Here is a 12,747-nt window from a genome sequence, read left to right on the forward strand (position 1 = left end):
GTACGCCCTCACCCTCCCACCGCTTCGCGGCGGGCCCCTCCCTCTCCCCACGGGAGAGGTTTTAGAGAAGCGCCTGGTCGATCGCCTTCTGCAGGTTCTCGGGGCTTTCCGCGCCCACCACCGCCACCTTGCCGGCGAAGATCGCCACCGGCACGCCGGTGACGCCGCCGCGCACGGCCATGGCGTGCTGCTGGACGATCACGTCCTTGTCGGCGCCTTCCGACAGCAGTTGAAGCACCGCCACCTCATCCATGCCGGCGCTCTTGGCGATGTCGGCCAGCACGACCGGGTCGCCGATGTCGCGGCCCTGCTCGAAATAGGCCGCGAACAGGGCCTCGACCACCTCGTCCTGCACGGCCGCGCCGCGCGCCCAGCGGATCAGGCGGTGGGCGGCGCTGGTGTTGGGCGACAGGGCGATCTTGTCGAAGGCGAAGTCGATGCCTTCCTCGGCCCCGGCTTCCTGCAGCGCCTTGTGCACGGCCTTCAGCCGCACCGGGTCCTTGAACTTGCCGGCCATGTAGGCGGCGCGGTCGACGCCTTCCTCGGGCAGGGTGGGATCCAGCTGATAGGGACGCCAGACGACGATCGGCTCCAGGTCCGGACGGGCGGCCAGGGCGCTCTTCACCCGCCGCCAGCCCAGATAGCACCACGGGCAGACGACGTCGGCGACGACGTCGACGGTGATCGGCTGACCCATCGGAAGCTCCTACAGACTAAAGCGTGACAGCCGAAAGTGTGGGCGGTTTCGGCGCCCGTCACGCGTCTTGTTAAACGGCTTTCTGGAGCGCCAGCGAGGCGGCGCGTTCCAGCGCATGGATGGCGGTTTCGCCCGGCTCGATCTGGGCCACGCCGATGTCGAACTCGCAGACGAACGGGCTGCGGTCCTCGCCGGCGTCGAAGGCCGTGCAGCCGATGACGGCGGCGATGCGCTCGGCGGCGGCCTTGGCGGCGGCCAGGTTCGTGGCCGGCAGGGCCAGGGCGAAGACCTCCGGGGCCAGGCGGGCGGCGGTGTCCTCGACGCGGACCAGACGGCCGACCATCGAGCCGATCTGCGGGATGGCCCGGTCGAGCCAACCGTTCTGCCGCGCCCAGACGACCTCGGGCTTGTCGGCGACGCGCAGCACGCCGATCGACAGCGGACGTCCACGTTCACGGGCGGCTCCGGCCAGCCGCGCCAGGTGGGCGGCGAACAGGTCGCGGGTGAAGAGGCCGGTGGCCGCGTCCATCAGGCCCGAGCTGCGGGCCTTCTCCAGTGCGCCGCGAATGGCTTCGCCGCGACGATAGTTGCGGGCCAGTTCGATGACGCGGCGGGCGGTGTCGCCCTCCGGCGTCTGGGGCGAGGCCACGTCCGACACGCCGCGATGGAACGCCTCCGACATCGTCACATAGCTCTCGGCGTTCATGTAGAGCAGCGCCGGTATGTGGAAGAGGCGGGTGTTGCGGCGCATGCCGGCGGCGATCGACATCGCCTCCTGCTGGTTCTCGCCGGCCCACAGCACCACCGCGTCGAAGGCCCGCTCGTGCAGGTAGTCGAAGGCGGTGTAGGCGGTGAAGGCGCCGACCACGTCCGCCCCGCCCCGGGTCAGGGCGTTGGACAGGGCCAGGAACTGCGGGGCCGGCTCGCCGATGGCCAGCACGCGATAGGGCGTCGCCGTGGGTTCGGGCAGGTCCAGCCGGCGGCCGCGATCGCCGAAGGTGGTCAGGCGAAGCTCGAACTCTTCCTCGGCGATGGCCGTGCGGACCAGGGACTCCAGACGCAGCACCGCCTGCGACGGATGCAGGGGCGGCGACAGGGTCAGGTCGAAGGCGGCCTGGCCGGCGTCCGTGCCCGGCTCGCCGATGGCGATCACCGGCAGGCGGCGCGGCGCCACGGCGGCCTTCAGGCGGCGGGCCAGGGTCTGACTGTCGGGACCGGCGGCGTCGATGTCGACGATCACGGCCTCGATCTGCAGATCGCCCAGCGCCGCCAGGGCCGCATAGGGGCCGCGGGCGGTGATGGTGCGCCAGCCCAGCCGGTCCAGCCCCTCGGACAGGGGACCGGCCCGCGTGTCGTCACGCGCCACGATCAGGATCCGGGCGTTCACCGCCAAATTCGTCTCTCCGCTGGCGCAGGGCCGTCGATTCGCGAGCCAACATAGCAGAGGCGGGGGTGCGGCAAAGGGATGCAAGGTCGCAGCCTTTACCTTGTCGACAGGTGGTTTGCGGCCGGGCTTGCCTGACCGAGCGTCAGCCGGGTCCTACTGGCGCCAACAGAACAGAAAACGGGAGGAACGCATGGGCCAGGGACCGCTGTCGGGGCTGAAGGTGCTGGAGTTCGCAGGGATCGGCCCGGGGCCGTTCTGCGGCATGCTGCTGTCGGACCTCGGCGCTGACGTCGTGCGCATCGACCGCAAGGGCTCGGGCCGCTCCTCGCCCGCCGACGTCACCGCCCGCGGCCGTCGCTCGGTGGCGCTGGATCTCAAGCAGCCCGCCGCCGTCGAGACCTGCCTGAAGCTGATGGAGACCGCCGACGCGGTGTTCGAGGGTTTCCGTCCCGGGGTGATGGAGCGCCTGGGCCTGGGTCCCGACGTCGCCCTGGCCCGTAATCCGAAGCTGGTCTACGGCCGCATGACCGGCTGGGGCCAGACCGGCCCCTACGCCAGGGCCGCCGGCCACGACATGAACTACATCGCCATTACCGGCGCCCTCGACGCCATCGGCACGGAGGACAAGCCGATCCCGCCGCTGAACCTGGTCGGCGATTTCGGGGGCGGGGCGCTCTATCTGGCCTTCGGCCTGCTGGCGGGGGTGATCCATGCTCGCGAGAGCGGCCAGGGCCAGGTCATCGACTGCGCCATGAGCGACGGCGCGGCCTCGCTGATGGCGATGTTCTACGGCTTCAAGGCCATGGGCATGTGGCGCGAGGGGCGGCGAAGCAACCTGCTCGACGGCGGGGCCCATTTCTACGACACCTACCAGTGCGCGGATGGCAAGTGGGTGTCGATCGGCTCGATCGAGCCGCAGTTCTACCTGCTGCTGCTGGAGAAGACCGGGATCACCGATCCGCACTTCCAGGCCCAGATGAGCCGCGACGACTGGCCCGCCCTGCGCGAGAAACTGGCCGCCGTGATCGCCACTAAGACCCGCGACGCGTGGTGCGAACTGATGGACGCCACCGATGTCTGCTTCGCCCCGGTCCTCTCCATGGACGAGGCGCCGGACCACGCCCACAACAAGGCCCGCGAGACCTTCGTCGAGGTCGCCGGCGTCATCCAGCCCGCGCCCGCGCCACGCTTCTCGGCCACCCCCGGCGTGATCCAGGGGCCGCCGCCGAAGATCGGGGCCGACAACGCCCAGGCTCTGTCGGACTGGGGCTTCGATGGCGCGGCCATTGCCGAACTGGAGGCTTCGGGGGCTCTGTAGGGCGGGCTTTTCTTCACCACCGCCAAACTGACAACCGCGTTCAGATGCGGTTCAGGCGGCGAATCCTAATTTCGACCTGTAACCGGCCGCTGCGCCAACCCGTCCCTCGATGTGGCGTCCGGTTCAGGCAAGTCCTGCGGAGACGCGTCGCTTTCCCTGAGGCGGCGCGTCTTTGACTGTTTGGCGACAAGGCCGTTTAGCGACAAGACGGGCCGCCAAGGGTTGCTTCACCGGGCGACGGCAGGCAGTTTCCGGCGGATGCAGCCCCCCAAGGCCCCCATCCGCTGGCGAGACCTCGATCTCGACCCGATCCACTGGATCCAGGAAATCCTCCGCGTCCTCGGCCTGGCCCTGTCCCGGCTGTGGGGACGCGACGTCATGCTCTATGTCGGGGGCGTCTCGTTCTTCGCCCTGCTGGCCGTGTTTCCGGGCCTGGCCATCCTGATCGGGCTCTACAGCCTGCTGCTGGACCCCAGCACCGCCGCCCGCCAAGCCGACGCCCTGGCGTTCATGATGCCGCCCGGCGCCCGCCCGATCTTCCAGAGCGAGATGCAGCGCCTGGCCCATGCGCCGGTCTACACCGTTTCGCTGCAGAGCCTCGTGATCCTGGTCATCGGCGTCTACGCCGCCCATCGCGGCTTCAAGGCCCTGCTGGCCGGCCTGTCTTTCATCCATGACGAGGAGGACCAGCGCGGCTTCTTCGGCTTTAACCTGATGGCCCTGTTCGTGCTGATCGCCGCCTTTGGCCTGCTGTTCGCGATGTCGGGCATCTTCCTGACCTTCCGGCTGCTCTCCAGCACCCTGGACCTGCGGCCGCTGCAGGGCGTGTCGTGGATCCAGAGCGAGTGGAGCTGGGCGACCTTCGGCCTCGTGGTCGGCATGACCCTGATCTACCGCTACGCCATGTCGCGCGTGCCGGTGGGCTGGCGCGCCTCGATCACCGGGGGCGTCGCCGCGGCCCTGTTCTGCGTCTTCATGTCGTGGGCCAGCGCCTTCTACGTCGAGAAGGTGGCCCATCTGGGCGCGACCTACGGCTCGATCTCGGCCGTGATCATCTTTCTCATATGGCTGTCGTGGAGCGTGAACGCCGTGTTCTTCGGCGGCGCCCTGGCCACCGAGGTCGAGATCGCCCTCGACGAGCGGCCCCAGGCCCTGCTCGACGGCCCCAAGGCCATTGGCCTCAAGGCGCCTTCGTCACCCGAAAGCTGATCGCGCCGGCGGGCAGGTCCTCGACCCCCTCCAGCGTCGCCCCCAATTGGCGGGCGAAGTGCGGCACGTCGATACGGGCCAGCGGATCGTCGGCCAGCAGCCGCACCGTCGCCCCGGCCGGCGCATGCTCCAGCGCCCGGCGCAGGCGCAAGGTCGGCACGGGGCAGCGATGGCCCCGGGCGTCGACCTCGATGTCGCTCACGAAAACACCTGCTCGGCCTCTTCGGCGCTGAGGATCCGGTACTTGCCGGGCTCCAGGTCGCTCGGCAGGGTGATCCCGCCGATCCGCTCGCGATGCAGGGCGACCACGTGATTGCCCATGGCCGCGAACATCCGGCGCACCTGGTGATAGCGGCCCTCGGTGATGGTCAGGCGCGCGGTGGTCTCGTCGACCACGTCCAGCTGCGCCGGCAGCAGCGGCTTTTCCTCGCCCTCCAGCATCAGCGTCCCGCTGGCGAAGGCCTCGCCCTCCTTGCCCGACAGCGGCCGGTCGAGAGTGGTCAGATAGGTCTTGGCCACATGCCGCTTGGGCGAGATCACCCGGTGCAGGAAATCGCCGTAGTCGGTGATCAGCAGCAGGCCCGAGGTGTCCTTGTCCAGCCGCCCCACGCTCGACAGCGCCGGATCGCGCACCTGCCAGCGACGCGGCAGCAGGTCGTAGATCTTGGCCCCGTCCTCTCGGTGCGAGCACACCACGCCCAGCGGCTTGTTCATCAGCAGCACCAGCGGCGCGGGCGGATCCACCGGAACGCCGCGGATCATCAGGTGCTGGGGCAGGTCCGCCGTCACCGCGATGCGCTTGCCGGCGTCCTTCAGTGGAACCCCGTCGAAGGTCACCTTGCCCGCCGCCACCAGGGCTTGGACCTCGCGCCGCGCGCCATAGCCCAGATTGGCCAGCAGCCGATCTAGGCGCGCCATCAGCGGCTTGCTCATTTGACGGCCTCGAACACCTTGAAGCCGTTCTGGTCGATCACCGGGCGCACGCGGGTGAAGTGCTCGCCCAGCACCGCCTCGTAGGGCAGGTGACGGTTGGCCACCAGCCAAAGCGCGCCGCCCTTCTTGAGCAGCGCCGCGGCCCCTCGGATGAAGGCCTGCCCCAGCGCCTTGTCCTCGCCGCCGCCCTCATGGAACGGGGGATTGGAGACCACGAAGTCCAGGCCCGAAAGCTCCGGCAGGCCCAGTCGCACGTCCGCGTGCGAGAAGCTCACCCGATCGTCGCCTACATTGCGGCGCGCGGCGTCCAGCGCCCGGCGATCGATGTCGATGAGGGCAAGCTTGGTCACCTTGGGCGAGGCCAGCACCTGGTGGGCCAGCACCCCGATGCCGCAGCCCAGGTCCGCGCCGGCGCCGGAGAAGGCGGGCAGGGCGCTCATCAGCAGGGCGGTGCCGGTGTCGAGCCGATCCCAGCTGAACACGCCGGGCTGGGTCCACAGGCCCTCGCCGTCGATGCGGCGCGGCGCGCCCTCGGCCAGGGCTTCGGCCAGACCTGTCGGCGTCTCGGGGCGCAGGGTGATGCAGATGCGGTGGTGACGGCGAGCGTCCTCGCCGATCTTGCAGCCGAACGCCTCCAGCTCCTTCTTCAGCCGCAGGCCGCCGCGATCCTTGGGCGCGGCCACGGTCAGCCGGCCGCCGGGCTTCAGCGCCCGCAGCATCTGGGCCAGCACATAGCGGCGCTCCACGGCGCCGGCCGGGGCCAGGGCGACGAAGGCGTACAGCGAGGCGTCCGCCAGGCTCTCCAGTGGCTCGGCGCCAGGCACGGTCGGGGCCGTCTGGGTCGCGCCGCGCGGCGTCTCGATCACCTCGCGCGGGGGAAAGCCATAGACGGCGGCGGAGGTGGTGTCGGTCATGGGGAAAGGATCTTGGTCGCGGGACTGGAAAGGTCGGGAAGGGGCGTTGGTTACCTTGGCGAGGCCCCGGATGCCAGAGTTTCAGACGAGGGAGGACCGGCGCCGGCCCGGTTGCGCGCCGCGAGGCGGCCCATCAAGCTGGCGGGATGACCAAGCCGGCCCTGATCCTGATCGACCTGCAGCGCGCCATGCTGCCGCAGAACACCGGCCCTCGGAACAATCCCGGCGCCGAGGACAACATCGCCCGCCTGCTGGCCTACTGGCGCGAGCGCGGCCTTCCGGTCGTGCATGTGCGCCACTTCAGTCGCTCGCCCGATGGCGCCTTCCAGCGTGGGGAGCCGTCATCCGAGTTCCAGCCCAGGTTCGAGCCCCTGCCGTCCGAGCATCGCCTGGAGAAGACCGTCCCCGACGCCTTCGCCAGCGGTGAACTCGTGGGCTGGCTGAAGGCGCGCGATCTGTCGCGGCTGGTGATCGTCGGGGTCAGCACCAGCAACTCCGTCGAGGCCACGGTCCGCGCCGCCGCCTGCCAGGGCTTCGACGTCACCGTGCCGGGCGACGCCTGCTTCACCTTCGACAAGGCCGACCTGCACGGCCGGATGCGTCCCGCCGAGGAGTGGAGCCTGTTCAGCCTCTCGAACCTGCACGGCGAATACGCGGTGGTCACGACGACCGCGCAGGTGCTGGCCTCGACGTCGTGAGAGCGACGCATCTGAAGAAGGGGTGGCGGACAGGGTGGGATTCGAACCCACGGTAGGCTTCCACCTACGGCGGTTTTCAAGACCGCTGCCTTAAACCACTCGGCCACCTGTCCGGAGCGGGCGGCTATATCAGCGCTTGTGCTTCGGCTCCAGAACGATCTGTCGCAGGCATCCTTAACCAAGCCTAAAAACATCTGAACGAAGCTGAAACCACGATGGGGGACGACCATCCGGAGTTTTGGCGACGCATGCGGCGCACCTACAGTTCAGAAATCCGCGCGCTGAAGGTCCTCGGGCTGACGGCGCTGGGCGCCGCGGGCCTGGCCGCCTGCGCGACGCCGTCGCCGCGCCTGCCGATCAACAAGCCGGTCGCCAGCAGCTCGCCCGACCGCGAATATCACGGTCCGCCGCCGCCCGGTTACGGCCAAGGCCTGCGCGGCACCGAAAAGCCCTATCAGATCAAGGGCATCTGGTACTATCCGAAGGCGGACCCGGACTACGACGTGGTCGGGACCGGCTCGTGGTACGGCGAGCAGTTCCACAACCGCCGCACCGCCAACGGCGAGCTGTTCGACATGGACCTGCCGTCGGCCGCCCACAAGACGCTGCCCCTGCCGTCGATCGTGGAGGTGACCAACCTCGACAACGGCAAGAAGATGCGCGTGCGGGTCAACGATCGCGGACCGTTCGTCGGCGACCGCCTGATCGACCTCTCCAAGGCCGCGGCCGACGAACTGGGCTACAAGGGCAAGGGCCTGGCCCGGGTGCGGGTGCGCTATATCGGCCCGGCGCCCAAGAGCGCCGTCGACCAGCCCCGCCGCTTCGCCGCCATTCCAGCCACCCCGCCGCTGTCCCAGCCGGCCTATCGCGAGATCCCGCGCGAGACGGCCGCGAATCTCTATGACCCGCCGGCCGAGGCCCCGTCGTCGCGCGTGACCAAGGTCGATGCACCGTCCAGCGGCGCCTATCGCGTCCAGGCCGGCAGCTTCGCCAACCGCGAAAACGCCCAGCGCGCGGCCGATCGCCTGGCCTCGGCCGGCCGCGTCACCGTCGAGCCGATGGATCGCGGCGGCGGCACGCTCTACCGCGTCGTCGTCAACTGCGGCGCCGACGAGGGCGAAGCCTGGGGGATCCGCGACCGCGTCGCCTCGCTCGGCTTTGGCGACGCTACCGTGCTGCGGCCTTAGGCCCTATCTCCGTAAAATCCCCGCGAAAGCGGGGACCCAGGCTTTTTCTGCCATCCACGGCGCTCGACGATAAAACACCTAGGCCCCCGCTTTCGCGGGGGTTTTACGGTTCGGGGTGGAGCCCACTCAACCAGGTCTGGACAAGCCCCGCGTTCCAGCCGATTTGAGGCCGGTGACCCGCGGAACTTTCATCAGCTTCGAAGGCGGCGAAGGCGCCGGCAAATCCACTCAGGTGCGCCTGCTGGCGCAGCGGCTGGAGGCGCTCGGCCATGAGGTCGTCGTCACCCGCGAGCCGGGCGGCAGTCCCGGCGGCGAGGGGATCCGCGAACTGCTGGTGCACGGCGCGGCCGATCGCTGGTCGCCGGTCACCGAGACCCTGCTGATGTACGCCGCCCGCCGCGACCACGTGGAGCGGGTGATCCGTCCCGCCCTGGATCGTGGCGCGGTGGTCGTCTGCGACCGCTTCGCCGATTCGACCCGCGCCTATCAGGGCGCCGGCGGCGATGCGCCGGCCTCGCTGATCGCCAGCCTGGAAGAGCATGTGCTGGGCGCCACGATCCCGACCCTGACCCTGGTCTTCGACCTGCCCGCCACCGTGGGCCTCGAACGCGCCTCCGCGCGGGGCGGGGCGGCGCGCTTCGAATCCAAGGGCCTGGATTTCCACGAGCGGCTGCGCGCCGGCTTCCTGGAGATCGCCCGTCGTGAACGGGATCGCTGCGCGGTGGTCGACGCCACCGCCACCATCGAAGAGGTCTCGCAAGCCGTCTGGGAGGCCGTGTCCGAGCGGCTGGACCTGGCATGAGCGACGCGCCTCCGCATCCGCGCGACGTCTTCTCGCTCGACGGCCAGGACAAGGCCGAGGCCGCGTTCATCGACGCTCTGGGCCGCGGCCGGCTGCACCACGCCTGGCTGCTGACCGGCCCGGAGGGCGTCGGCAAGGCGACCCTGGCCTATCGCATGGCCCGCCGGCTGCTGGGCGCGCGGCCTGATCCGTCGTTCGGCCTACTGGGCTCGGCCCCGTCAGACTTCGTCAGCCGCCAGGTGGCGGCCCGCTCGCATCCCGACCTGATGGTGCTGGAGCGCGCCACCGACGACGGCAAGGCCCGCAAGTCCATCCCCGTCGACGAGGCCCGCCTGCTGCCGGGCTTCTTCGCCAATTCGCCGGCGACCTCTCCTTATCGCGTGGCGATCATCGACGCCGCCGACGATCTCAACGTCAACGCCGCCAACGCCGTGCTGAAGACGCTGGAGGAGCCGCCGGCTCGGGGCGTGATCTTCCTGATCAGCCACTCGCCGGGCAAGTTGCTGCCGACCATCCGCTCGCGCTGCCGGCGTCTGGCCGTGCCCGCGCCCGGCGTCGAGCGCGCCGCCGACATGGTCGAGCACCGCCTGGGCCTCGATCGCCGCCAGGCCGAGCGCCTGGGCCGCATGGCCCACGGCGCGCCCGGCAAGGCCCTGCAACTGGCCGCCGCCAAGGCCCTGGAGGCCGACGACACGGCCGGCGAGATCCTGCGCAAGCTGCCCGAGATCGACGAGGCCGCGCTGCTGGCCCTGGCCGACACCTTCAAGGGCGCCGAAGGGCAGGTCCGCTTCGAGCTGCTGTTCGAGCGCCTGGCCGACCAGATCCACGCCATGGCCGTGGGCATGGCTGGTGATCGCACCCCCGCCGGCCTCGACCGCTGGGCCGGCGCCTGGGAGCGGCTGATCCGCTGGCCCATCGAGGCCGAGGCCGTGAACCTCGACCGCGCCGACGTGTTCTGGACGGCGATTGCGGACTTGCGCGCCGCCGCCAAGGCCGCCATCTGACCGCATGCTCATCGACAGCCACGTAAACCTGCACGCGCCCCAGTTCGCCGAGGACCGCGACGCCGTCATTTCCCGCGCCCGCGAGGCCGGCGTCGAGATGATGCTGACCATCTGCGACAAGATCCCCAACTTCCCGGCCGTCCACGCCATCGCCATGGCCGAGGCCGACATCTGGTGCACCGTCGGCGCCCATCCGCACGAGGCCAAGGACCACGTCGACCTGACGACCGCCCACCTCGTGGAACTGGCCGGCAAGCCGCGCGTGGTCGGCATCGGCGAGACGGGCCTGGACTTCCACTACGATCTGTCGCCCCGCGAGGTGCAGGCCGCCGTGTTCAAGGAGCATGTCGCCGCCGCCCGCCAGACGGGCCTGCCGCTGGTGGTCCACACCCGCGAGGCCGACGACGTCATGGGCCAGATCCTGGAGGAGGAGCACGCCAAGGGCGCCTTCAAGATCCTGATGCACTGCTACACCAGCGGCGCGGACCTGGCCCGCCGGGCCGCCGCCCTGGGCGCCTGGTTCTCGGTCTCGGGCATCGCCACCTTCAAGCAGGCCGAGGACGTGCGCGCGGTGATCCGCGACATGCCGGCCGACCGCATCATCGTCGAGACCGACTGTCCCTATCTGGCCCCCGTGCCGATGCGCGGCCGCCGCTGCGAGCCGGCCCACCTGCCGCACATCGTCGACAAGCTGGCCGAGATCCGCGGCTGGACCCGCGCCGAGGCTGAGCAGCGCTCGGAAGACGCCTTCTTCGCCCTGTTCGACGCGATACCGCGCCCATGACCGGCGGCCGGCTCGAGTTCACCATCCTCGGCAGCGGCTCCTCCGGCGGAGTGCCGCGCGCCGACGGCAATTGGGGCGACTGCGATCCGGCCGAGCCGAAGAATCACCGCTCGCGCTGCTCGATGCTGGTGCGGCGGCTGTCGGGCGGCGATCCGCGCGGCGATACGACGGTTCTCGTCGACACCTCGCCGGACCTGCGGCTGCAGACCGCCCGGGCGGGCGCCGGCCGCATCGACGCGGTGCTGTTCACCCACGACCACGCCGACCAGGCCCACGGCCTCGACGACGTGCGGCCGTTCTTCCTCAATCACCGCTTCAGGATCCCGACCTACATGGATCCGGCGACCTATGACGGCCTGCTCCTGCGGTTCGGCTACGTGTTCGAGACCAAGGGCGGCTATCCGGCCATCTGCGAGGCGCGCCATTTGCCGCCGCATGGCCAGGCCTGGAGCGTCGAGGGGCCCAGCGGCGCCATCCCCGTGGTCAATTTCGACGTCGATCACGGCGAGATCCGCGCCGCCGGCTTCCGCTTCGGCGGGGTCGCCTACATGCCCGACGTGCTGCAGATCCCGGAAGACAGCTGGCCGGACCTGCAAGACCTCGACGTCATGATCGTCGACGCCCTGCGCTGGACCCCGCACCCCACCCACGCCAATGTCGAGCGGGCCCTGGGCTGGATCGAGCGGGCCAGGCCCAAGCGGGCGATCCTGACCAACCTGCACATCGACCTCGACTACAACGCCCTGGCCGGCCAGCTGCCGCCGGGCGTCGAGCCGGCCTATGACGGCATGCGCTTCGAGGTCGGGTTCTAGAGCGGGCCGTCGAAGAGGTCTGGGCGTTTCAGCCGCAGGGCCTGCAGCAGGATCCGGGTCTTGGCGTCTGCGGGCGCGGCGCCGTTGGTTTCGGCCCACAGCGCGTCGAGCGGACGCTCGATCACCTCGATGTCCTCGTGTTCCTCGGCCAGGCCGCCGCCGGCGTGGGTGCGGTCAGCGACGCCGTATTCGGCCAGGAACAGCGTCATGTGTTCGCTGGACACGCCCGGCATGCTCCAGATCTCGCCGGCCGGAATGATCTCGCGCAGGGTGAGGCCGGTCTCTTCCATCGCCTCGCGGCGGGCGGCCTCGATCGCCGTCTCGCCGGCGTCGATCAGCCCGGCCGGGGCCTCGACGACTGCGGCGGCCTCCTTCATCAGCAACGGCGCCCGCGTCAGGCGCACCACCACGGCGACCTTGCGTTCAGGGTCGTAGGGCAGGACCGCGACGGCCGAGCCGTGGTCCTCGACGACGCGCTTGAAGCGCTCGCCGCCCTCGGTCTCCAGGGTCAGCATATGCAGGCGCAGCCAGCCGGAATAGGCCAGGTCGCGGGCGACGATGCGGGGCGCGGTCATGGACCCTGGATAGGCGAGCCGCGCCGTCAGGCCAAGCCGTCTCCGGCGCTCGGCGCTAGTGCACCGTCGCCATGCGCGGGGGCGGGGCTTCCTCGACCGGTTCACCCATCCGAACGGGCAGGGGGCAGCCGTCCAGGGCCAGGGCGTGGTTGAGGGCGCGGGCGAACGTGCCGGCCACCTCGGGCCGCGTCACCAGCGGGGCCAGCAGACGGGCGGCCAGGCCCGGCGCGGCGGCGGCCAGGCCGCAGGCGGTCACCAGCCGCTGTTCGTCCATGGCGTAGCCGGCGCAGTGCGGGCACTGGATCTGCAACGGCCGAACGAGATCGCTCTCGACCAGCAGCATGGTCTGCATGAACAGCGCCGCCGTGCGCGGCGAGGCGTTGCGGGCGAAGGTCGCGCGGATCGCCGCGTCGGCCGGCTGGCCTTG

At 70.4% G+C, this 12,747-nt stretch carries 15 protein-coding genes and 1 tRNA gene; 8 read left to right on the forward strand and 8 right to left on the reverse strand.

The window, feature by feature from the left end:
- Positions 1 to 61: 61 nt before the first annotated feature.
- Complete coding sequence (locus DMC18_RS11325; protein WP_110121254.1) at positions 62 to 697, reverse strand: DsbA family oxidoreductase; 636 nt, start codon at positions 695 to 697, stop codon at positions 62 to 64.
- Positions 698 to 767: 70 nt separating this feature from the next.
- Positions 768 to 2,090 (reverse strand): diguanylate cyclase domain-containing protein, encoded by a 1,323-nt coding sequence (locus DMC18_RS11330; RefSeq protein WP_110121253.1) that lies wholly within the window; start codon positions 2,088 to 2,090, stop codon positions 768 to 770.
- 184 nt (positions 2,091 to 2,274) lie between these two features.
- Between DMC18_RS11330 and DMC18_RS11335 the strand changes: the two genes are divergently transcribed.
- Both DMC18_RS11335 and DMC18_RS11340 read left to right on the forward strand, forming a co-directional pair.
- A complete protein-coding gene (locus DMC18_RS11335; protein WP_110121252.1) occupies positions 2,275 to 3,402 on the forward strand; it encodes a CaiB/BaiF CoA-transferase family protein in 1,128 nt (375 codons plus the stop codon).
- 258 nt (positions 3,403 to 3,660) lie between these two features.
- Complete coding sequence (locus DMC18_RS11340; protein ID WP_110121251.1) at positions 3,661 to 4,611, forward strand: YihY/virulence factor BrkB family protein; 951 nt, start codon at positions 3,661 to 3,663, stop codon at positions 4,609 to 4,611.
- Here the strand turns inward: DMC18_RS11340 and DMC18_RS11345 are convergent.
- Genes DMC18_RS11345 through DMC18_RS11355 form a run of 3 tightly spaced genes read right to left on the reverse strand, consistent with a single transcriptional unit; the run spans position 4,583 to position 6,458 of the window.
- Complete coding sequence (locus DMC18_RS11345; protein ID WP_110121250.1) at positions 4,583 to 4,813, reverse strand: sulfurtransferase TusA family protein; 231 nt, start codon at positions 4,811 to 4,813, stop codon at positions 4,583 to 4,585. The two genes, DMC18_RS11340 and DMC18_RS11345, sit on opposite strands and share 29 nt — an antisense overlap.
- On the reverse strand, positions 4,810 to 5,544 hold the full coding sequence (locus tag DMC18_RS11350) for a pseudouridine synthase (protein WP_110121249.1): 735 nt from the start codon (positions 5,542 to 5,544) through the stop codon (positions 4,810 to 4,812). The genes DMC18_RS11345 and DMC18_RS11350 overlap by 4 nt, the downstream gene beginning before the upstream one ends.
- Positions 5,541 to 6,458 (reverse strand): class I SAM-dependent methyltransferase, encoded by a 918-nt coding sequence (locus DMC18_RS11355; RefSeq protein WP_110121248.1) that lies wholly within the window; start codon positions 6,456 to 6,458, stop codon positions 5,541 to 5,543. Before DMC18_RS11355 ends, DMC18_RS11350 begins: the two co-directional genes overlap by 4 nt.
- 146 nt (positions 6,459 to 6,604) lie before the next feature.
- Between DMC18_RS11355 and DMC18_RS11360 the strand changes: the two genes are divergently transcribed.
- Positions 6,605 to 7,156, forward strand: coding sequence for a cysteine hydrolase family protein (locus DMC18_RS11360; RefSeq protein ID WP_110121247.1), 552 nt, complete (start codon positions 6,605 to 6,607; stop codon positions 7,154 to 7,156).
- 23 nt (positions 7,157 to 7,179) lie between these two features.
- Here the strand turns inward: DMC18_RS11360 and DMC18_RS11365 are convergent.
- Positions 7,180 to 7,269: transfer RNA gene (locus DMC18_RS11365), tRNA-Ser, on the reverse strand.
- Positions 7,270 to 7,404: 135 nt separating this feature from the next.
- On the opposite strand from DMC18_RS11365, the gene DMC18_RS11370 reads away from it, so the two are divergent.
- The 5 genes from DMC18_RS11370 to DMC18_RS11390 all read left to right on the forward strand — a co-directional run bounded on the left by DMC18_RS11370 (position 7,405) and on the right by DMC18_RS11390 (position 11,745).
- Positions 7,405 to 8,343 (forward strand): septal ring lytic transglycosylase RlpA family protein, encoded by a 939-nt coding sequence (locus tag DMC18_RS11370; RefSeq protein ID WP_110121260.1) that lies wholly within the window; start codon positions 7,405 to 7,407, stop codon positions 8,341 to 8,343.
- Positions 8,344 to 8,515: 172 nt separating this feature from the next.
- Positions 8,516 to 9,145 (forward strand): dTMP kinase, encoded by a 630-nt coding sequence (gene tmk / locus DMC18_RS11375; protein WP_110121246.1) that lies wholly within the window; start codon positions 8,516 to 8,518, stop codon positions 9,143 to 9,145.
- Positions 9,142 to 10,149, forward strand: coding sequence for a DNA polymerase III subunit delta' (locus tag DMC18_RS11380; protein ID WP_110121245.1), 1,008 nt, complete (start codon positions 9,142 to 9,144; stop codon positions 10,147 to 10,149). The genes tmk and DMC18_RS11380 overlap by 4 nt, the downstream gene beginning before the upstream one ends.
- A 4-nt stretch (positions 10,150 to 10,153) precedes the next feature.
- A complete protein-coding gene (locus DMC18_RS11385) occupies positions 10,154 to 10,933 on the forward strand; it encodes a TatD family hydrolase (protein ID WP_110121244.1) in 780 nt (259 codons plus the stop codon).
- Complete coding sequence (locus tag DMC18_RS11390) at positions 10,930 to 11,745, forward strand: MBL fold metallo-hydrolase (protein ID WP_110121243.1); 816 nt, start codon at positions 10,930 to 10,932, stop codon at positions 11,743 to 11,745. The genes DMC18_RS11385 and DMC18_RS11390 overlap by 4 nt, the downstream gene beginning before the upstream one ends.
- On the opposite strand, the gene DMC18_RS11395 is transcribed toward DMC18_RS11390, so the two are convergent.
- On the reverse strand, positions 11,742 to 12,320 hold the full coding sequence (locus DMC18_RS11395; protein WP_110121242.1) for an NUDIX domain-containing protein: 579 nt from the start codon (positions 12,318 to 12,320) through the stop codon (positions 11,742 to 11,744). The two genes, DMC18_RS11390 and DMC18_RS11395, sit on opposite strands and share 4 nt — an antisense overlap.
- A 55-nt stretch (positions 12,321 to 12,375) precedes the next feature.
- The coding region (locus tag DMC18_RS26015) for a hypothetical protein (RefSeq protein ID WP_110132942.1) at positions 12,376 to 12,747 on the reverse strand (372 nt) is incomplete at its 5' end.

The organism is Caulobacter sp. D5, assembly GCF_003185805.1.
In the GTDB taxonomy this organism is placed as follows: Bacteria; Pseudomonadota; Alphaproteobacteria; order Caulobacterales; family Caulobacteraceae; genus Caulobacter.

Bases quoted from the DNA above. Each gene is read 5' to 3' on its own strand.
- DMC18_RS11325 (WP_110121254.1), bottom strand. From the start codon at position 697: ATGGGTCAGCCGATCACCGTCGACGTCGTCGCCGACGTCGTCTGCCCG.
- DMC18_RS11335 (WP_110121252.1), top strand. From the start codon at position 2,275: ATGGGCCAGGGACCGCTGTCGGGGCTGAAGGTGCTGGAGTTCGCAGGG.
- DMC18_RS11340 (WP_110121251.1), top strand. From the start codon at position 3,661: ATGCAGCCCCCCAAGGCCCCCATCCGCTGGCGAGACCTCGATCTCGAC.
- DMC18_RS11350 (WP_110121249.1), bottom strand. From the start codon at position 5,544: ATGAGCAAGCCGCTGATGGCGCGCCTAGATCGGCTGCTGGCCAATCTG.
- DMC18_RS11355 (WP_110121248.1), bottom strand. From the start codon at position 6,458: ATGACCGACACCACCTCCGCCGCCGTCTATGGCTTTCCCCCGCGCGAG.
- DMC18_RS11360 (WP_110121247.1), top strand. From the start codon at position 6,605: ATGACCAAGCCGGCCCTGATCCTGATCGACCTGCAGCGCGCCATGCTG.
- DMC18_RS11370 (WP_110121260.1), top strand. From the start codon at position 7,405: ATGCGGCGCACCTACAGTTCAGAAATCCGCGCGCTGAAGGTCCTCGGG.
- DMC18_RS11380 (WP_110121245.1), top strand. From the start codon at position 9,142: ATGAGCGACGCGCCTCCGCATCCGCGCGACGTCTTCTCGCTCGACGGC.
- DMC18_RS11385 (WP_110121244.1), top strand. From the start codon at position 10,154: ATGCTCATCGACAGCCACGTAAACCTGCACGCGCCCCAGTTCGCCGAG.
- DMC18_RS11390 (WP_110121243.1), top strand. From the start codon at position 10,930: ATGACCGGCGGCCGGCTCGAGTTCACCATCCTCGGCAGCGGCTCCTCC.
- DMC18_RS11395 (WP_110121242.1), bottom strand. From the start codon at position 12,320: ATGACCGCGCCCCGCATCGTCGCCCGCGACCTGGCCTATTCCGGCTGG.